At 60.9% G+C, this 17,126-nt stretch carries 17 protein-coding genes; 6 read left to right on the top strand and 11 right to left on the bottom strand.

Going from position 1 to position 17,126, the window contains the following annotated elements:
- Positions 1-8 precede the first annotated feature (8 nt).
- The 3 genes from PH605_RS13550 to PH605_RS13540 all read right to left on the bottom strand — a co-directional run bounded on the left by PH605_RS13550 (position 9) and on the right by PH605_RS13540 (position 2,980).
- Entirely contained in the window at positions 9-1,190 is a 1,182-nt protein-coding gene (locus tag PH605_RS13550; RefSeq protein ID WP_142845209.1) for an MFS transporter, read from the bottom strand.
- A gap of 328 nt (positions 1,191-1,518) precedes the next feature.
- Positions 1,519-2,166, bottom strand: coding sequence for an outer membrane protein (locus PH605_RS13545; protein ID WP_142845210.1), 648 nt, complete (start codon positions 2,164-2,166; stop codon positions 1,519-1,521).
- A gap of 526 nt (positions 2,167-2,692) precedes the next feature.
- Positions 2,693-2,980 (bottom strand): hypothetical protein, encoded by a 288-nt coding sequence (locus tag PH605_RS13540; protein ID WP_142845211.1) that lies wholly within the window; start codon positions 2,978-2,980, stop codon positions 2,693-2,695.
- Between the two features lie 270 nt (positions 2,981-3,250).
- Here PH605_RS13540 and PH605_RS13535 point away from each other — a divergent pair, with 270 nt between their 5' ends.
- The 3 genes from PH605_RS13535 to PH605_RS13525 all read left to right on the top strand — a co-directional run bounded on the left by PH605_RS13535 (position 3,251) and on the right by PH605_RS13525 (position 6,221).
- The gene (locus tag PH605_RS13535; protein WP_142845212.1) at positions 3,251-4,429 is read left to right on the top strand and encodes a hypothetical protein; all 1,179 of its coding nucleotides are present in this window, start codon (positions 3,251-3,253) and stop codon (positions 4,427-4,429) included.
- Between the two features lie 107 nt (positions 4,430-4,536).
- Positions 4,537-5,178: a DUF1007 family protein gene (locus PH605_RS13530; protein WP_161987894.1), complete on the top strand. Its 642-nt coding sequence runs from the start codon at positions 4,537-4,539 to the stop codon at positions 5,176-5,178.
- Positions 5,172-6,221, top strand: a complete 1,050-nt coding sequence (locus PH605_RS13525; RefSeq protein WP_142845213.1) for a nickel/cobalt transporter — start codon at positions 5,172-5,174, stop codon at positions 6,219-6,221. The genes PH605_RS13530 and PH605_RS13525 overlap by 7 nt, the downstream gene beginning before the upstream one ends.
- Here PH605_RS13525 and PH605_RS13520 read toward each other — a convergent pair.
- The 4 genes from PH605_RS13520 to PH605_RS13505 all read right to left on the bottom strand — a co-directional run bounded on the left by PH605_RS13520 (position 6,218) and on the right by PH605_RS13505 (position 8,862).
- Positions 6,218-6,478 (bottom strand): intracellular growth attenuator family protein, encoded by a 261-nt coding sequence (locus PH605_RS13520; RefSeq protein WP_142781357.1) that lies wholly within the window; start codon positions 6,476-6,478, stop codon positions 6,218-6,220. The genes PH605_RS13525 and PH605_RS13520 overlap by 4 nt on opposite strands.
- A complete protein-coding gene (locus PH605_RS13515; RefSeq protein WP_142781356.1) occupies positions 6,465-7,157 on the bottom strand; it encodes a GNAT family N-acetyltransferase in 693 nt (230 codons plus the stop codon). Before PH605_RS13515 ends, PH605_RS13520 begins: the two co-directional genes overlap by 14 nt.
- A 262-nt stretch (positions 7,158-7,419) precedes the next feature.
- Entirely contained in the window at positions 7,420-8,115 is a 696-nt protein-coding gene (locus tag PH605_RS13510; protein ID WP_142845214.1) for a tellurite resistance TerB family protein, read from the bottom strand.
- Between the two features lie 108 nt (positions 8,116-8,223).
- Entirely contained in the window at positions 8,224-8,862 is a 639-nt protein-coding gene (locus PH605_RS13505; protein ID WP_065655371.1) for a 2-dehydro-3-deoxy-phosphogluconate aldolase, read from the bottom strand.
- 171 nt (positions 8,863-9,033) lie between these two features.
- Between PH605_RS13505 and PH605_RS13500 the strand changes: the two genes are divergently transcribed.
- The 3 genes from PH605_RS13500 (at position 9,034) to trhO (ending at position 11,650) form a co-directional block, all read left to right on the top strand.
- The gene (locus PH605_RS13500) at positions 9,034-9,522 is read left to right on the top strand and encodes a CYTH domain-containing protein (protein WP_065655372.1); all 489 of its coding nucleotides are present in this window, start codon (positions 9,034-9,036) and stop codon (positions 9,520-9,522) included.
- A complete protein-coding gene (locus PH605_RS13495) occupies positions 9,506-10,414 on the top strand; it encodes a CHAD domain-containing protein (RefSeq protein WP_142845215.1) in 909 nt (302 codons plus the stop codon). Before PH605_RS13500 ends, PH605_RS13495 begins: the two co-directional genes overlap by 17 nt.
- Before the next feature lie 291 nt (positions 10,415-10,705).
- Positions 10,706-11,650, top strand: coding sequence for an oxygen-dependent tRNA uridine(34) hydroxylase TrhO (gene trhO / locus PH605_RS13490; RefSeq protein ID WP_080857907.1), 945 nt, complete (start codon positions 10,706-10,708; stop codon positions 11,648-11,650).
- 127 nt (positions 11,651-11,777) lie between these two features.
- On the opposite strand, the gene PH605_RS13485 is transcribed toward trhO, so the two are convergent.
- The 4 genes from PH605_RS13485 to PH605_RS13470 form a co-directional block, all read right to left on the bottom strand.
- Positions 11,778-14,021 carry a bifunctional diguanylate cyclase/phosphodiesterase gene (locus PH605_RS13485; protein ID WP_065656782.1) on the bottom strand — a complete coding sequence of 748 codons (2,244 nt, stop codon included), beginning with the start codon at positions 14,019-14,021 and terminating at the stop codon, positions 11,778-11,780.
- 252 nt (positions 14,022-14,273) lie between these two features.
- A complete protein-coding gene (locus PH605_RS13480) occupies positions 14,274-15,053 on the bottom strand; it encodes a MetQ/NlpA family ABC transporter substrate-binding protein (protein ID WP_004433407.1) in 780 nt (259 codons plus the stop codon).
- 33 nt (positions 15,054-15,086) lie between these two features.
- On the bottom strand, positions 15,087-15,755 hold the full coding sequence (locus tag PH605_RS13475) for a methionine ABC transporter permease (RefSeq protein WP_004433403.1): 669 nt from the start codon (positions 15,753-15,755) through the stop codon (positions 15,087-15,089).
- Positions 15,745-16,785, bottom strand: coding sequence for a methionine ABC transporter ATP-binding protein (locus tag PH605_RS13470; protein WP_080857906.1), 1,041 nt, complete (start codon positions 16,783-16,785; stop codon positions 15,745-15,747). The genes PH605_RS13475 and PH605_RS13470 overlap by 11 nt, the downstream gene beginning before the upstream one ends.
- Between the last annotated feature and the right edge of the window lie 341 nt (positions 16,786-17,126).

The raw sequence follows: 17,126 nt of genomic DNA, 5'->3' as shown, positions 1-17,126 counted from the left end.
AGGCCGCGCTACTCCCCCACCTGCCGCCGCGTCAGAAACAGGAGCAGCAAGGCTGCGCCCGCGCCAGCCGAAGCGAGCCGGATCGAGACGCCGAAACTCGCACATTGCGATACGAAGCCCATCAGCGGCACCGCAAAAAGCGCGGCGAGGAAAATGGAGTTCATGTATAGCGCCGTCGCCCGGGCCGTGCGGCCGCGCGCAAAGCCCTGCACGAAAGTAAGGCAAGTGCCGGCACAAAGGCCGTAATAGGCGCCTTCCAGCGCCGCACCCGCGATCATGGCCGGCAATGTGGTGACCGAGGCGATGACGTTGAAGGCGACGATGGCCATCACCGCCGAAACGCCCAGAAGCAGGCGGGCGCTGAAGCGGCGCATCATTCGCGGCGCAAGCAGGATGAACAGAACCTCCATCGCGCATTTGACGCTGAGCGACAGGCCCGGCACGTAATCCGGCAAGCCGACCTCCCGCACCAGAAACACCGGCAGGGCCGAGGCGCAGAGAGCATGGGCAAAAGACATGCAGAAGCTGGCCGCCGCCGCCAGAAGCAGCGGCAGGTTGCGCCCCGTACCGTCGTCACCCGCCTGTCGCCGCTCCATCGGGCTGGTCTGGTCGCGCGGCACGACCGTAAGGGCAAGCCCGCCCCAGACGACCGCCATCAGCATGGCATTCACGAACACGGCCTTCGCGCCGGCAAGATCGAAGATCAGATAGGCGGCAGCGGGAACCAGCATCCATGCCAGCGACACCATCGTTCGCAGGAAGGCATTATAGGCGGCCGTATCCAGCGCCTTCACCCGGCCATGATACCGGCCGTAACTGAAAATGAGCGTGCTGGCGGCATTGGAAAGCCCCATGCCGGTCGCCGTTATCGCCACCAGCAGCGCCAGATGCCCGAAACTCGCCGCAGCCGCCGCGACAAAAGCGCCGCACACGGAAAGCATCAACAACGGCCTCACCCGCACCCCGGCATCGACACGCTCGCCATAAACACGGCTGGCGGCAATCGAAGCCAGCGCCGCCGTCACGCTGTAAAAACCGACGGTCGCCGGCGGATGGCCGAGCACCTGGATGATGTAAAAACCGATAAATGGCACAACAGCCGCATTGGTGCTGCCGGCAATAAAAACCAGCAGGGCGATCAAATAGGCCTGACGATCGAAAGCGCCCGGCGAAGTGCTTTTCTGGAGCATGGGAATCGACTGAAGGCTGGGAGGCGGGACGGGATGGCGGCGACCACCATCACATCAAAAAGGCCCGCTGTTCAAGCCTGCTTGGAAAGCAGGATGCGGTTTCATTGCCGGTTAAAGGCGAAGCCGCTTCTTTTATGCCGGGCCTGGCTGCCGCCCTGGGGCTGGACGCAAGCCCTCAACCGCAAGCCCGTGTCACTCAATTAGAAGCACCTGCCCGGCGGTTTTTCTTGCCGCCGGGCTGGTTATGGATCGATATGCGTCGAACTGTCGCCCCCGATACCGCCACCGCAAAGATGGGCGACCCTCTTCGGAAACGAAAATCCGCAAATCAGAACTTTACGCCGAGACCGACGCTGACGACATGTTCGCTGAGCTTTCCATCGGCGGAAATGCCCCGGACAGTGTAGGTTTCCTTGCCGAAGTCGTTGTAACGATATTCGAGACGGCCGAATACGTTGTCGGTGAAGGCGTAATCGATGCCGGCGCCAATCGTCCAGCCATTCAGCATCTTGCTGGTATTGCCGAAGGGCGTCTTGATCTCGCTGTCCGTCGCGGTGTAACCACCGGCGGTGTAGATCAGGGCGCGGTCGACCGCATAGCCGGCACGCAGGCGCGCGGAGCCGTTCAGGCCCGAGGAAACCTTGCTGAGGTTGATCGTCTTTTTGCCCCAGGCATAACCGAGATCACCCTCGACACCGAGAATGACGGACGGCGCGACTTCGGCATTGTAACCGGCAAAGCCCGCAAAGCGAGCGCCATCGAAACTGTGCTTGTCGGTCTCACCGTCTTCAGTCGTTTTCAACCGCTCCCAGCCATAGCCGCCGGAAACACCGGCGTAAAAACCGTCCCAGGAGAAGGCAGGCGCGGCATCGTTGACGACAGGTGCTGCCGGAACGTCGCTGACGGCATCGGCAGCAATGGCTGCGCCGGAAAGAACGCCGAGCGCGGCGAGCGCGAGAAATGATTGTTTCAACATGAAAATAGCTCCTTCAAAACTTCCTTACCCGCCGAAATGCGAGCCGCGAACATACCCGCCACCGAAATCACAATCACAAATGGCGAGTCGTGGACACGTGTTAATTGAAACATCCAAAAGTTAAAAGCAAGTAACAACAGCAGCAAAATTGAAAGTATTTTAAAATATAGATCATATTTTTACTTTATAATTCATTTATTAACAATACAGAAATTAGAATATAAAAATATAAATATGCATCGGCGCACACCCGTTTCCGAAGCCGTCACGGATCGGCGGACACAAGGTGCTGATGGAGCATCCAGAATAAAAAAAGAGGGCCGCGAGGCCCTCTTCCAGTCATGCGATGCGCCGTTTGTTTTTGCCGGAAACGCCATGCGTCAAACACACGCAACTCAAGGATCATTGCCGGCTTATGCGCTGCGCGCATCGTCTGCGTCGAAAATCCCTGATGATTTTCGAGCTGTTGCGTTGGAGCGGGATGGAGAAAAGTCCGATGGTTTCGCCATCCCGTTCCACCTTTCGGTTAGTGGCGGCGCTTTTTGCCGCCGTCATTCTTGTTGTCGATGACATCGACGGACGTCTTGTTGCCGTTCAGCACACCGTTCAGGATGCCGGTCTTGTTGCCATTCAGGATCCCGTTATTGGACAGGATGCCGCTGACACCCAGATCGATGCTGGGCGAGACGACGACAAGGGCGCCGCCCTTGTTGCTGTTGCCGGACAGGGTGCCTCCCAGAAGACCGCCCGCATTGGCCTGACCAACGGAAGCGACAGTAAGAATAGCGGCTACACAAGCGAACTTTGCAATCATTTCTCTCTCCTCTTTTGTTTGATCACGCCATCTGGCGTAACTGAACTGTATATTTAGAGGATTCTAATTCAAGCAAAGGCTAATATTACAATAAACGATTAACACTAATACTTGTGATTTTAATAAAATTTTACATATCGCATCTTCGCACTTGCGCCCCTTGTTCAAACAATGCCGGTCGACACCTGCATCGCGACAGTAAAGCGGTGTGGGAAACTTTATTAACCATCCAAATATAAGATATTGCTTAATTAGAGACCGGAGATGCGCATGGGACTGGGGGGATATATCGCGCTTGTTCTCGGGCTTGCCTGCGCCTGCGGCGCGCGGGCGGGGGAAAAGGCCGATGAGCACAATGTCACCTATAAATCCGGCATTGCTTATGACAGCAATTATTTCGCCGACACCAACCGGCTGAGCGCGATTTCGCTGCGCGCCGGCTTCGGGCTTAACGGCAAGATCGCGCTGGAAGGGGCAGAGCTGCGTTATTCGCTCGAGCAGGAAGAGGTTCGCCTGCCCCGTTATCGTTTCGCCAATGAACATAACACCATCGCGGCGCTGGGGCTGACGAAACGATTTTCCGAGAAGCTGGAATGGGCCCTTGAGCTGCGCGGCACCCGCAGCGATGCCGGCGATATTTTCCTGCACCTGCCGGAAGAAGACATTGGTTACCGGCAGCTGGATCACAAGCTGGAGGCATCTTCCCAGCTCGGCATCCTCGCCCTTGGCGGCAAGAACACGCTGACGGCAAGCCTCGCCAGCCTGATGAAAGGCAAGGCGCGGTTCCGCCCCGCCTATTTCCTGCCCACCCGACTGGAAGCGAACGAGGCGCTTTTATCCCTGAAGGCCGAACATGCACGATCACTCGGCGGCGGCGAGGCCGGGCTGACGCTTGCTTACGATCGTATCGCCGTCCCTGAGGGGCAGCAGGAAAAATATGAACGTTTCCCGGCCAACACGCTGCGAGGTTCTCTGGCCTATGGTTACAGGTTTTCCGACCGTTTCGCGGTTCTGGCCGAAGCGGGCTTCACATCCATTTCCGGCGATGAGATCAGCGACAAGGTGAAGCGCACCCGCCCCTATCTGCGGGCCGAGGCCGAGGTGAAAGCCACCGAGCGCATCGCCTTCGGCGCGGGCTTTTCGCAGGACTATGCGCTTTTCGACCCGGATGACCCGATTGCCGAATTCCATCGCCGCTTTCAATTCGTCATCAAAAGCAGGCTCACCGAAAAGGTGGGGCTCGATCTTGCGCTGCACCGGGTCCACAAGGACTGGATCTATTATAATTACGATACCAGCGAGCGCCGGCTGGTCGCGACGCTCTCCTTCGATACCGGCAAGAACAGCAAGCTGGAGGTGGAGTTCAACCGCCTGCTGCATGGCGAGCGCGATACCGATCTTGCCTATAGCGGCTCCAGCATCACCTCGCGTTTCAGCGGTACCTTCTGAAATTTAAGGTCAGCCCGCGCGAAGGATCAGCCGCATCAGGTCGAAATTCGGTCCCAATTTCTGCTAGAGTCGGGCCTTCCAGATTCGAAGGCAGGACAGACCGGATAATGAACAGACGTTTTTTGCTCCTCGCGGCCGGCCTTGCCTGCGTTCCCGTCGCCGCGGCGGCGCATCCGCATATCTTTGCCGAAGCCCGCATGGAAATCGTCGAGGGGCCGAACGGCACCGTTCAGGAAGTGCGCAACATCTGGCGTTTCGACGAGATGTTCTCGGCAAGCGTGGTGATGGACTACGACAAGAACAGCGATCTGAAGCTCGACAAGGACGAGCTGGCCGAGATCGGCAATACCGTTCTGGAATCGCTCGCCGAATATTCCTACTACACCTTCATCACCGCCAATGGAAAACCGGTGGAATTTGGGAAGCCCGAGGCCATTCACGTGGACTATAAGGATCAGCAGATCCTGATGTTCTTCTCCGTGAAGCCGACAAAGCCTCTGGCCGTCAAGGGCAAGCTCAGCTTCGGCGCCTGGGATCCGACCATGTATACGGCAATCGATTTCGCCAAGGACGGCGATATCGCCACGCAGGGTAAGGACCTGAATGCCTGCAAGCATCATGTCGTCCGTCCCGATCCCGACGAGGTGATCTCGCAGAACCAGGGCACGCTCACCGACGCCTTCTTCAACGATCCGACCGGCACCGACATGACCAAGCTCTTCGCCACCCGGCTGGAGGTCTCATGCTGAGCCGCAGGGCCGGCCTCTTCGCAGTCGCCATTGGCCTCATTGCCGTGGCCGGTGCGGCCCATGCGCAATCGCCGCTCGGCATCGGCTCGGCCGAGCCTTCCTTTTCCGTCGGCGGCCCCTTCGCCCCGCTGATGCAATGGATCAACGTGCACCAGCAGATGTTTTATCGGGCACTGACCGGCGCGTTGAAGGCCATGCGTGAGGATGGCTGGGCGCTCAGCTCGCTGATCGGCCTCTCCTTTGCTTATGGCGTTTTCCATGCCGCCGGTCCCGGCCACGGCAAAGCGGTCATTTCGTCCTATATGATCGCCAATGAGACGCAGCTGAAACGCGGCATTCTCATTTCCTTCGTTTCGGCGCTCCTTCAGGGTGCGGTTGCCATCGGCCTCGTCGGCGCAGCGTGGCTGGTGCTGCGCGGCACCTCCATCACCATGACCAAGGCGACGCAGGCGATGGAGATCGCCAGCTTCGCCATGGTGGCGCTGTTCGGCGCCTGGCTGCTGGTGCGAAAACTCTGGTCGCTGCGTATCCGGCGCGAGCCTGTCGCGGTTTTCGCGCCGGCAGGTGAAACCGCGGCCGGCAGAACCAGCGGCATGGGCACGGGCCTCCGGTTTCAGGGCAAGCCGGTTTTTGCCGATCACGACCATGACGGCACGGGCGATCTCTGCGCCGCCTGCGGTAAATCCCATGCGCCCGATCCGATGCTGCTCAAGGGCAAGAACTTCAGCCTGCACGAGGCATGGTCCGCCATCATCGCCGTGGGGCTCAGGCCCTGCTCTGGCGCGATCATCGTCATGAGCTTCGCGCTTCTGAACGGGCTTTATCTCGGCGGTGTGCTCTCCGTCCTCGCCATGTCGCTCGGCACGGCCATAACGGTATCGCTGCTCGCCATCATGGCCGTCTCGGCAAAAGGCCTCGCCGTGCGTTTCGCCGGCCCCGGCAGCCGCATGGCAGCCGGCATCAGCCATGCGATAGAGATCGCCGGTGCGCTGTTCGTGCTCATCATGGGGCTGTTGCTGCTCGGCGCGTCGCTTCAGCTCTAACCGTCACGGCGACGCTGGTAACGGGCGCGCAGCCAGAACAGCAGGAAGAAACACAGTACCGCCACCGTGCCGAAGGCAGCGGCGAGCCAGGGCGAATAATCGCCGAGCCACAGCATGATCTTCGGCATGACGAAGAAGACCAGCCCGAAACCGACGATGATGAGGGCGGCGGCGAAGGCCGGCGACCAATCCTTCTTGCCGGGGCGCGGCTTTTCAAGCGCAGGCTTTTCAGGCGCCGAGTGTTCAGGCAATGGCATCGGCAAACTCCGCACGGATATCCTCAAGCTTGCGCTTCTGCGCGCCATCGGCCGCAAAATTCTCCGGCGAAAGCCAGGCTTCGAAGGCCTTGCCGATCAGCGGCCATTCGCCGTCGATCATGGAAAACCACGCCGTATCGCGGTTCTGGCCCTTCGAGATCATATGCTGGCGGAAAACGCCCTCGAAGGTGAAGCCATAACGCTTCGCCGTGATCTTGGAGGGCTCGTTTTCATTGTGGCATTTCCACTCGTAACGGCGATACCCCAGATCCTCGAAAACATGTTTCGCCATCAGGTAATGCGCCTCGGTGGAAAGAGGCGAGCGCTTCATCTTCGCGCCATGGGCGACAGAGCCGACCTCGACCACGCCATTGGCGGGATCGGGCCGCATGTAGCTCGCCATGCCGACGATATCGCCGGTGGCGTTTTCAACGAAGACCAGCGTGACCCAGTTGAGCTTCTGCCCTGCGCCGACGAGCCAGTCGCCGAAAGCGTCGGCATCGGGAAAGGCGCTTTGCGGGAAATATTTGAGCAGTTCATTCACGCCCTCGCCACCAAGTGCGGCCCAGAGCCTTGCGAGATGTTTTTCGCGATCAAACGGCTCCGCCGTCACGTAACGGCCCTTCAACACCACCGGCTGCGGCGGCGGACATCCCTTGAAATCACTCAGATCGCGCATTCTCTTCCCCATTTGCTGGGAGAAGGATTAGGGCAAGCGGGGCGGGATGACAACAGTGCATGTGTCGGGTCGGCGGGTGCGGTTTACCCCCTCTGCCCTGCCGGGCATCTCCCCCTCAAGGGGGGAGATCGACCTGCGGCGACCTCTCGGCCATCTTCAACGTTGCGAGTGAGCGAGTGTTTCCTTCTGGCTGATCTCCCCCCTTGAGGGGGAGATGCCCGGCAGGGCAGAGGGGGGTGAACCGCGCCCGCCGAGGCTATCCTCAAACCTTCGCCGCCACCACCGTCGCCTCAATGTGGTCCACCAGCGCATCCGGCAGCCCAAGCCGCCCGGCCAGGAGGTCGAGATAGCCCCTCTCCGCCCGCGTATCGGCCTCGATGGCAAGCCGCGAGGCGGTGTAAAGCTCCACCTTCTGCTCTTCCGTGCGGGCGGCAGCCACCAGCGCGTCGATGTCGAGCGGATCGGCCAGTTCCTTTTCGAGGAAACGCTCGGCCTCTGTATCAAGGCCGGAGACCTGCACCTTGTCCATGATGTTGGCGCGCTCCTTGTCATCGATATGACCGTCGGCCTTGGCGGCGGCGATCATCGCCTGGATGAGTTTCAGCGCGAAATCATTGGAAAGAGCTGGCGATTGCGGGTGGAAGGCGGAATCGGCCGGCGGGGCGAGAAGCTCCGGTTCGGGCTTCGGCGCGGCTTCAGGCGCTTGGCCGGACTTGTAATTCTTGTAGGCGAGGTAACCGAGACCGGCGATGGCGGCCACGCCGCCGATGGTGGCGACATTGCCGGCAAGCTTGCGGCCGGTCTTCGTGCCCAGAATGGCGGCGGCGAGCGCGCCGGCCTTCAGAGGATTGTTCTTGGCGATATCGGCGGCCTGCCCGGCTCTGTCACGGACGCTTCCCGAAAGGCCCGGCACCTGCGAGCCGAGGAATTGTTCAAGAAGCTTCTTGGCGTCGAACATCAAAATCTCCTGTAGAGGTCAAATCTACAGGGGAGATAGGAAGCCGTGGGCCGAATACAAATGTCAAACCCGCTCACGCCTTCGTGAACGGGTTTGACAGGATGCAAATCAGGCGCGCAGTGCGGCGGCTTCGGCGGCAAGCTTGGTGATGCCCGCCCAGTCACCCGTCGCCACCAGTTCGCGCGGGGCAACCCAGGAGCCGCCGACGCAGACGACGTTCGGAAGGGAGAGGTAATCATTGGCGTTCTTGAGCGACACGCTGCCGGTCGGGCAGAAGACCGTGCCGGCGAGCGGCGAGGACAGCGCCTTGAGGTAGGGTGCGCCGCCGGCCTGTTCGGCCGGGAAGAACTTCAGCACCTTGTAACCCTCGTCGCGCAGCGCCATGACTTCGCTGGCGGTGGCAGCACCTGGAAGCAGCGGCACTTTGGAACCGCGCGCGGCTTCCAGCACGCTTTTATTGATGCCGGGGCTGACGATGAAGGTGGAGCCGGCTTCCGCCGCCGCTTCGAAATCCCGGGCATTGAGAATGGTGCCGGCGCCGACATTCGCACCCTCCACTTCCGCCGCAACCGCGCGGATGGCATCCAAGGCTGCCGGCGTGCGCATGGTTATCTCGATTGCCTTCAGGCCACCTGCGACCAAAGCGCGCGCAAGCGGCACGGCGGAAGCGGCGTCATCCACGATCAGCACCGGCACGACCGGCTGGAGCTTGAGGATGGAGAGCAGTTTTTCGGATTCCTGGGCCAAGATGAGCCTCCCTTGCGCAATTGAAACGATTGAAATTCCGTCTACCGATTAGCCTGCCTCGGCTTTCATGTCGAGGCGCGCCAGCCGCATTTTTACCCAGATACTTCAATCAATTCGCTTCATCGCACTATCATATTGCGATAATCTGGCGCCCCAGTTCGCGGAGACAGCATGGCCAAGGAAATTGAACGGAAGTTTCTTGTTGCAGGCGGTGAATGGCGCAATGAGGTCACGCATAGCATGGCTTTCCGGCAGGCATATGTCGCCTCGATGGAAAACCGCTCGGTCCGGGTCAGGATCGTCGACCAGCGCGATGCGACCCTGACCATCAAGATCGGCGCAAGCGCGCTTGTTCGCGACGAATATGAATATTCCATCCCCCTCAAGGACGCCGAAGAGCTGATGGCGAGCGCGCCGGGCGTGGTGATCGAAAAAACCCGCCACACCGTCGATCATGGCGGCTTCACCTGGGAAGTGGATGTTTTCGAAGGGAAATATCACGGGCTGGTGGTGGCGGAAGTGGAAATGAACGACGAGAATGCCGATCCCGATCTGCCGTCCTGGCTGGGCAGGGAAGTCACCGGAGACAAGCGCTTCTCCAACCAGTCGCTCGCCATGGACTGTCCGAACGGAGACCTGCCGGATGCCCTTCAGAATTGATCCGAAAAAGCCCTTCGACAATGAAATCCGTCGGGCCGGGCTGGAGCTGATCGACGATACGGTCACGATCCTTCGCGACCAGCCGTCCGGATCGCACGAGGCCGTGCACGACGCCCGCAAGCGGTTCAAGCGGCTGCGCGCCCTCTATCGCCTCATCCGCAAGGCGGCGCCGGATTTCGGCCGCGAGGAAAACGCCCGTATTCGCGATATCGCCCGCTCCCTCGCCTTTGCGCGCGATGCGACGGCGCTGGTGGAAACAGCGGAATATCTCGAGGCCTTCGCGCGTTCCGATGCGCAGGGCGAAGCGCTGCGCTCGATCACCGCGATGCTGCGCGCGCGCCGCGACGACGCCATAGAACACGAAGCGGGTCTCGACGAGGCCATTGCCGCCGCCATTGCCGGCTGCGGGGAAGCGCGCAGGAAGCTTGAGGACCTGTCGCTGCCGGATGAGTTAAAAGATACCGCCCGGCTGCTGAGAAGCGCCTGGGCGAAACAGAGAAAAAGGGCGCGCAAGGCGCTCACCGACTGCCATAAGCAGGCCGACGCCGAGCATTTCCATGAATTGCGCAAGTCCGGGCAGGCCTATTGGATGCATCTTGGCCTGATGCGCCGGCTCTGGCCTTCCGCCATGCGCGCCAAGCGGGCCGATACCAAGCGGCTGGTGGATATTCTCGGCCACGAGCACGATCTCTCGGTTCTTGCCGCCGTCGCCGACCGCGAACCGGAGCGTTTCGGCAATGGCGAGCGGCTGGCCCTGCTGCTCGATGCGATCATCGAGAGGCAGCAGGCGCTGCGCACGGAAGGCCTTGCGCTGGCTAACGAGGTGTTTTCCGAATCCGCCCGCACCGAAAGCCGCATCGTCGGCCTGTTGTGGCGGCAGGCGGCGAAATAGGCTAACGCCACTTTCGGCGCTCACCCACCTCCGTCATTCCGGCCTTGAGCCGGAATCCAGCCAGCCCAAGTCCTTGGGCTGAAAAGATTCTCTCCGCCGCGCAGACGCGCGTCGGCTGGATTCCGGCTCAAGGCCGGAATGACGGAGGCGCCAATGCAACACCCTGTTGCCTGCACACGGCGGCAGGAGCGACAGAAAGCCCGCAAACCCTCCCGATTTGACGATTTTCAAAATACCCGAACCCACCGATAAATATTGCTTTGCGGCCGCCGTCGCTGTATTTCAGCGCCCATGACCGACACGACCATTCTCCCCCGCCCGGAAGTCTCTGGTGATTTCCTTGTGGCCGCGCTTTATCATTTCGCCCGCCTGCCGCGGTTCGAGAGCCTGCGCGAGCCGTTGTTTGCGCTCTGCCAGGAAAACGGCGTCAAGGGCACGCTGCTGCTTGCTGCCGAAGGTATCAACGGCACCATTGCCGGGCCGGATGCGGGCATTCACGCCGTGCTCTCCTTCCTGCGCGCCCAGCCGGAATTTACCGCGCTGGAGCACAAGGAAAGCCGCGCCTCGCACATGCCTTTCGTGCGGCTGAAGGTGAAGCTCAAGAAAGAGATCGTCACCATGGGCGTGCCGGATATCGATCCGAACCGCATCGTCGGCACCTATGTCGAGGCGCGCGACTGGAACGAGCTGATCTCCGATCCGGATACGATCGTCATCGACACCCGCAACGATTACGAGACCGCCATCGGCGTCTTCAAGGGTGCGGTCGATCCGCAGACGAAAACCTTCCGCGAGTTTCCCGACTGGGTGAAGAACAATCCCGGCCTGCACAACAAGCCGAAGATTGCCATGTATTGCACTGGCGGCATTCGCTGCGAAAAGGCCACGGCCTTCATGAAGGAACAGGGTTTCGATGAGGTCTATCACCTCAAGGGCGGCATCCTGAAATATCTGGAAGAAGTGCCGGAAGAAGAAAGCCTGTGGGAAGGCGCCTGCTTCGTCTTCGACGAGCGCGTCTCCGTGGTGCACGGCCTTGCCGAAGGCGACCACCAGCTTTGCCACGCCTGCCGCAATCCGATCACACCGGAAGTGCGCCTATCCCCCAAATTCGAGGAAGGCGTGTCCTGCCCGAGCTGCTACGATGACCGCAGCGAAGAGGACCGCCAGCGCTTCCGCGACCGGCAGCAGCAGATCGAACTGGCCAAGAAGCGCGGCGAGCGGCATCTGGGGCGGTAAGCCGGACTGCACCGCGATTGCATGTGGATCGAGCGTGTTGCGCCTGACGTTCTTCTCCCCGGCGGGGAGAAGAAAGGGGCCGCACTTTCAGGCCATCAAAAATCGCTGAAATAAACCCGTGCGACCTTCACGCCCCTGCCCGCAACGCAAAGAGCGGTGCGTCCTGCCCATCCAGCATGGCGGTGATCTCTTCCGCCGCGACCGGTTTCGAGAACAGGTAACCCTGCAACTCATCGCAGCCGCACAGATGCAGGATGGCCGCCTGCTCTTCCGTTTCCACGCCTTCAGCCGTCACCGGAATATCGAGCGACTTTGCCAGCGCCACGGTGGCCTGCAGCATTTCCAGCGACCGGCCGCCCTTGTCGAGCGCCATGATCAGCGAACGGTCGATCTTCATCCGGTCGAAACCGAAGCGGCGCAGATAACCGACGCTGGCGAAGCCGGCGCCGAAATCGTCGAGCGCTATATGCAGGCCAAGCTGCTTCAGCTTGTCGATGGCCGCACTCGCCCGCTCCGGATGCTGGATGAAATAACCTTCCGTCATTTCCAGCCGCAGCCTTTCGGGCGGCGTCTGCGTCGCGTCGAGAATATCGGCCACATGGCCAGAGAAGGCCGGATTGCGGAACTGCACGGGAGAGATATTCACCGAGAGCTTGATGGAGGGCCATTGCTGCGCCGTCTCGCAAGCCTTGTGCAGGACGAGAAGGCCGAGCCGGTCGATAAGGCCGCTGGTTTCGGCAGCGGCAATGAAGATATCCGGCGGCACGAAGCCATATCCCGGCCGCTGCCAGCGGGCCAGCGCCTCCACCCCGGTAATACAGCGCGTGGCGGCGCTGACGACCGGCTGATAGACCACCTGTATCTCGTCGTTCAAAATGGCGGAGCGAAGATCGGCTTCGAGCTGCAGCTTTTCCTCGCGCAGCGCATCCATCTTCAGCTCATAGGAAACGTAACGCCCGCGCCCGTTCTCCTTGGCCTGATACATGGCCATATCGGCACGCCGCAGCAACTCCTCGCCATTGATGTCGCCTGCGCGTGAAACCGAGGTGCCGATGCTGCAACCGATGCTCGCCACCCTTTCACCGATGCTGAAAGGCTCGGTAAAGAGTTCGAGAAGCGCCAGACACAGTTTGCGGCCTTCGGCCCAGACGTCGTTGCCCTGAATGGCGATGGCGAACTCGTCGCCGCCGAGCCGCGCCAGCACCGCGCCTTCCGGCACCAGCACTCTCAGCGCCGCCGCCACGCCCTTGATCAGCCGGTCGCCGGCGGCATGGCCGTAGGAATCGTTGATTTCCTTGAAACCATCGAGATCGAGATAGAGCAGCTTGATATCCGTCTTGTCATGGCGGCCCCTGTCGACCATGCGGTTCAGCCTGGCGAAGAGGCCGGCGCGGTTGCTGAGCCCGCTCAGCCGGTCGCGCAGCGCCTCCTCCCGCGCCGCCGCCTCATCCGCCTTCAGGCGGTCGAGCGTGGCCGAACCGATGATGAGCAGCACCAGAAAAAACGTGCCGGCAATGCCAAGCGCGGTAAAGACGACCGGACGCGCCTCATGAAAGCTGACATCTCCCGGCAGGTGCGACCGCCAGACGAGCCGGGCCAGCACCTCCCCCAGCGGATTGACGATATCCACATGGTTGGCGGCAGGCCCGTCGCCATATTGCAGTTCCAGACCGTCGATGACGTAATTGCGGGCAAGCTTGTCCACCGTCGCCTGCTTGAGATGACGGGCGAAAACCAGGTAACGCCGCTCCGCACCGACAGGCGGCAGCGCCCCGGACTTCATCCGCACGAGCGCAACCCCCGCGGCGGCGACGCCATCGCCGGTCTTGACGAAGCCGGTCACCTGCGAAGTGATACCCGGACGCATGGAACGCACGCGCTCGATCATTTCCCTGAGGCCGCCGGCAAAATAGGCGTCCGGCTTCCATGCCACCGGCTTGCCGTCCTGATAGGCCATGCGGACCTTGCCGTCCTCATCGATGACCACGGCGGTATCGAAGAGATCGTTATTGACCGTCATCTCACCATAATTGCTTGCCACCCAGTCGAAACGATCAGGGGCATAGACATATTCGGCGGCATCGTCCCAGGCGGCGTAGTCATTCAGCGTCGCGCCGAGCTGCTCGCGAAAGGTGACGAGGGCGCCCGCCGTCGTCTCGCGCGAACGGGCATTGTCGAGCAGGTTGGCCTTTTCCCGGACCTGGCTCAAGGCGGATAAAACCAGCGCGGTGACGATGATAAGCACCAGCGCGAAGGTGGACAATACGACGCCCACGGCGGTTCTGCGCCCGACCGGCAAATAGTCCCCAATGTTGCGCGGCGCAATCCGCATAAAATCCCCTTCGAAAGCCTCATCTTCCGAAGGAAACATTCAAAAGCGGTTAAGCCGCATTGTGGCCCCGCCCCAAAAAACCACGGGTATAAAACGACAGTCTGGCAAAGGCGCTGAAAAATCCTTCCCTGAAATGCCCCGGGTTTTTCATGGAAGGCGGATTTGCATCAATCCGGGAAAGAAAAAACCTCCCCCGCGAACGGGAGAGGTCGTGATTTTTTTAGACCGGGATGGCGACAAGTGTCAGCGGTTTTCGCCTTAAATACCGGTCTGAGCCAGTGCTGGAGCGACTTACCAGGACGGGATGACCGTGCCGTTGTACTTTTCCAGAATGAAGGCCTTCACTTCCGGGCTCTGGTAGGATTCAACCAGCGTCTTCACCCAGGGCTTGTCCTTGTCCTGCGCACGAACGGCGATGACGTTCGCGTAAGGGGACTTTTCGCTTTCGATGGCGATGGCGTCCTTCTTCGGGTTCAGGCCGGCAGCCGTGGCATAGTTGGTGTTGATGACCGAAGCGTCGGTATCGTCAAGCGAGCGCGGCAGCTGGGCGGCGTCGAGTTCAACGATCTGGATGTTCTTCGGGTTTTCGGTGATGTCGGCAGGCGTTACCTTGAGGCCGGCCTCTTCCTTGACCTTGAGCACGCCCTTGGACGCGAGAACCAGGAGCGCGCGGCCGCCATTGGTCGGGTCGTTCGGAATGCCGACGGTTGCGCCGTCCTTCAGCTCGTCGAGGTTCTTCACCTTCTTCGAATAAACGCCCATCGGGGTGGTGATGGTGGTGCCGACGCTGACGAGATCGAACTTGCGGTCAGCGATCTGGTTGTCGAGGTAAGGCTGGTGCTGGAAGGAGTTGGCCTGCAGCTCGCCATCGGCCAGCGCCTGGTTCGGCACGACATAGTCGGAGAATTCGACGATATCGATATCGAGACCCTTGGCAGCCGCGATCTTCTTCACCTGCTCCATGATCTGCGCATGCTCGGCGGGGGTTACGCCGATCTTGATGGTCTCGGCCAGCGCTTGACCGGCGGTGAAGAGAGCGGCGAGCGAAGCCGCGAGAATGAGTTTCTTCATGGGTGTCTCCTTGGGTTGTTATTATAAACGCAGTTAATTCTTCCGGGTCCGCTTGTCGAAGCTGCGAGCCAGCCTGTCGCCGGCGCTCTGCACCAGCTGTACCAGCACGATCAGCACCAGAACCACGACCAGCATCACATCCGGCATGAAGCGCTGGTAACCGTAGCGGATGCCGAGATCGCCCAGCCCGCCGCCGCCGACCGCGCCGACCATGGCCGAATAACCGATGAGGCTGACCAGCGTGAGCGTGAGCGCCAGCGTGATGCCGGGCTTGGCTTCGGCCAAAAGCACCTTGGTGACGATCTGTAGCGGTGTCGCACCCATGGCACGCGCGGCTTCGATGAGCCCCTTGTCCACCTCCCGGATCGCCGCTTCCACCAGCCTTGCGATGAAGGGTACGGTTGCGACCGTCAGCGGCACGATGGCCGCGCTGGTGCCGATGGAAGTGCCGGCGACGAGGCGGGTGAAGGGAATGATCGCCACCACCAGAATGATGAAGGGCGTGGAGCGCGCGGCGTTCACGACGAGGCCGAGGATCCGGTTGGTCATCGGCGCCGGAAACAGCTCGCCCTTGCCGCTGGTGGCAAGGAAAACACCCATAGGCACGCCGATCAGCGAGCCGACGATGCCGGCAACGGCGACCATGTGCAGCGTCTGCAACAGGCCCTTGGAGAGAAGGCTGAACAGCATATCAGGCGACATAACCGAGCACCTCCGTGTGAAGACCGGTCTCAGCATAAAAGCGATTGGCGCGGGCGGTGACATCCGCCGAGGCCGGATAGGAGACGACCAGCGAGCCAAAGGGCTGGCCGGAAATTTCCTCGATGGTGCCGGCAAGGATGTTCACGTCCGGGCCGATTTCGGCGACGAGGCGCGCCGTCAGCGGCTGGAAGGCCGTCTCGCCGAAGAACACCAGACGCACCAGAACACGGTCGCCTTCCGCCGCCTGCGGTTTCAGGCCCGAAGTGACCCAATGCGGCAGCTTCACGCCGACCGAGGACGACAGCAGGCTGCGGGTGGTCTCATGTTTCGGTGCGGTGAAGATATCGAAGGTCGTGCCTTCTTCCACGATCAGGCCCCTGTCGATGACCGCCACCTGCGAGGCGATGGTCTTCACCACCTCCATCTCGTGGGTTATGAGCAGCACGGTGAGCCCCAGCTCGGCATTGATGCGCTTCAGCAGTTCAAGAATGGATTGCGTCGTTTCCGGATCGAGCGCCGATGTCGCCTCGTCGGAAAGGAGCAGCTTCGGCTGGGTGGCGAGCGCACGGGCGATGCCGACACGCTGCTTCTGGCCGCCGGAGAGTTCCGCCGGATAACGATTGGCCTTGTCCGAAAGCCCGACGAGATCGAGCAGCGGCGCAACGCGCGTTTCGATCTCCTTCTTGCCCATGCCGGCGATTTCGAGCGGCAGGGCCACATTATCGAAAGCGGTGCGCGACGACAAAAGATTGAAGTGCTGGAAGATCATGCCGACGGAACGGCGCAGCGTGCGCAGGCTCTTTTCATCGAGCGCCGCGACATCGACGCCATCAACGACCACGCGGCCGGTCGAGGGCTTTTCAAGGCCGTTGGCGAGACGGATGAGTGTGGATTTGCCCGCACCGGAGCGGCCGATGATGCCGGTGATGGAGCCTTTCGGCACCACGTAGTCGATACCGGCAAGGGCTGCGAAACCGGGCTTGCCGCCGGCGCCGCCAAAGGTCTTGGTCACGCCTTCAAACGTGACCATAGGCTCCTTTGCCGACCCTTCAGGGACCGCCTGTTCTTGGCGCGCGGGGGATGCCGCGCTGGATGGAAAACTCATTGTAAACTCTGGGAATGCGTGACGGATCGGGTCTCAAAAAATCCTGTTGCGGTGCTGAACCGCTCTCTTCATGCAGCCTTCGGGCACATTCGATGACAGCTGATTTTCCGGGTCATTTCGTCAGGCTTTCACTCAGAAATGCCGGGGATCGGCAATTCGATGGCGCATACTTGCCCGCACACGCCACCTTTTAACAGGGATGTTTTTTCAATTATCTGAAAAGAGAGGAAAAATCTACCGCAAAGCCGCGTAGGCGGCCCTGCGGC

Origin of the sequence: Agrobacterium sp. CFBP 3001 (assembly GCF_027871605.1) — a bacterium.
GTDB classification, from domain to species: Bacteria; Pseudomonadota; Alphaproteobacteria; order Rhizobiales; family Rhizobiaceae; genus Agrobacterium; species Agrobacterium leguminum.
Note: the sequence above shows the minus strand (reverse complement) of the source record. Positions and strands in the feature narration are given on the sequence as shown.

Coding starts and splice junctions, on each gene's coding strand:
- PH605_RS13550 (WP_142845209.1), bottom strand. CDS start 1,190: ATGCTCCAGAAAAGCACTTCGCCGGGCGCTTTCGATCGTCAGGCCTAT.
- PH605_RS13545 (WP_142845210.1), bottom strand. CDS start 2,166: ATGTTGAAACAATCATTTCTCGCGCTCGCCGCGCTCGGCGTTCTTTCC.
- PH605_RS13540 (WP_142845211.1), bottom strand. CDS start 2,980: ATGATTGCAAAGTTCGCTTGTGTAGCCGCTATTCTTACTGTCGCTTCC.
- PH605_RS13535 (WP_142845212.1), top strand. CDS start 3,251: ATGGGACTGGGGGGATATATCGCGCTTGTTCTCGGGCTTGCCTGCGCC.
- PH605_RS13530 (WP_161987894.1), top strand. CDS start 4,537: ATGAACAGACGTTTTTTGCTCCTCGCGGCCGGCCTTGCCTGCGTTCCC.
- PH605_RS13525 (WP_142845213.1), top strand. CDS start 5,172: ATGCTGAGCCGCAGGGCCGGCCTCTTCGCAGTCGCCATTGGCCTCATT.
- PH605_RS13520 (WP_142781357.1), bottom strand. CDS start 6,478: ATGCCATTGCCTGAACACTCGGCGCCTGAAAAGCCTGCGCTTGAAAAG.
- PH605_RS13515 (WP_142781356.1), bottom strand. CDS start 7,157: ATGCGCGATCTGAGTGATTTCAAGGGATGTCCGCCGCCGCAGCCGGTG.
- PH605_RS13510 (WP_142845214.1), bottom strand. CDS start 8,115: ATGTTCGACGCCAAGAAGCTTCTTGAACAATTCCTCGGCTCGCAGGTG.
- PH605_RS13500 (WP_065655372.1), top strand. CDS start 9,034: ATGGCCAAGGAAATTGAACGGAAGTTTCTTGTTGCAGGCGGTGAATGG.
- PH605_RS13495 (WP_142845215.1), top strand. CDS start 9,506: ATGCCCTTCAGAATTGATCCGAAAAAGCCCTTCGACAATGAAATCCGT.
- trhO (WP_080857907.1), top strand. CDS start 10,706: ATGACCGACACGACCATTCTCCCCCGCCCGGAAGTCTCTGGTGATTTC.
- PH605_RS13485 (WP_065656782.1), bottom strand. CDS start 14,021: ATGTTTCCTTCGGAAGATGAGGCTTTCGAAGGGGATTTTATGCGGATT.
- PH605_RS13480 (WP_004433407.1), bottom strand. CDS start 15,053: ATGAAGAAACTCATTCTCGCGGCTTCGCTCGCCGCTCTCTTCACCGCC.
- PH605_RS13475 (WP_004433403.1), bottom strand. CDS start 15,755: ATGTCGCCTGATATGCTGTTCAGCCTTCTCTCCAAGGGCCTGTTGCAG.
- PH605_RS13470 (WP_080857906.1), bottom strand. CDS start 16,785: ATGGTCACGTTTGAAGGCGTGACCAAGACCTTTGGCGGCGCCGGCGGC.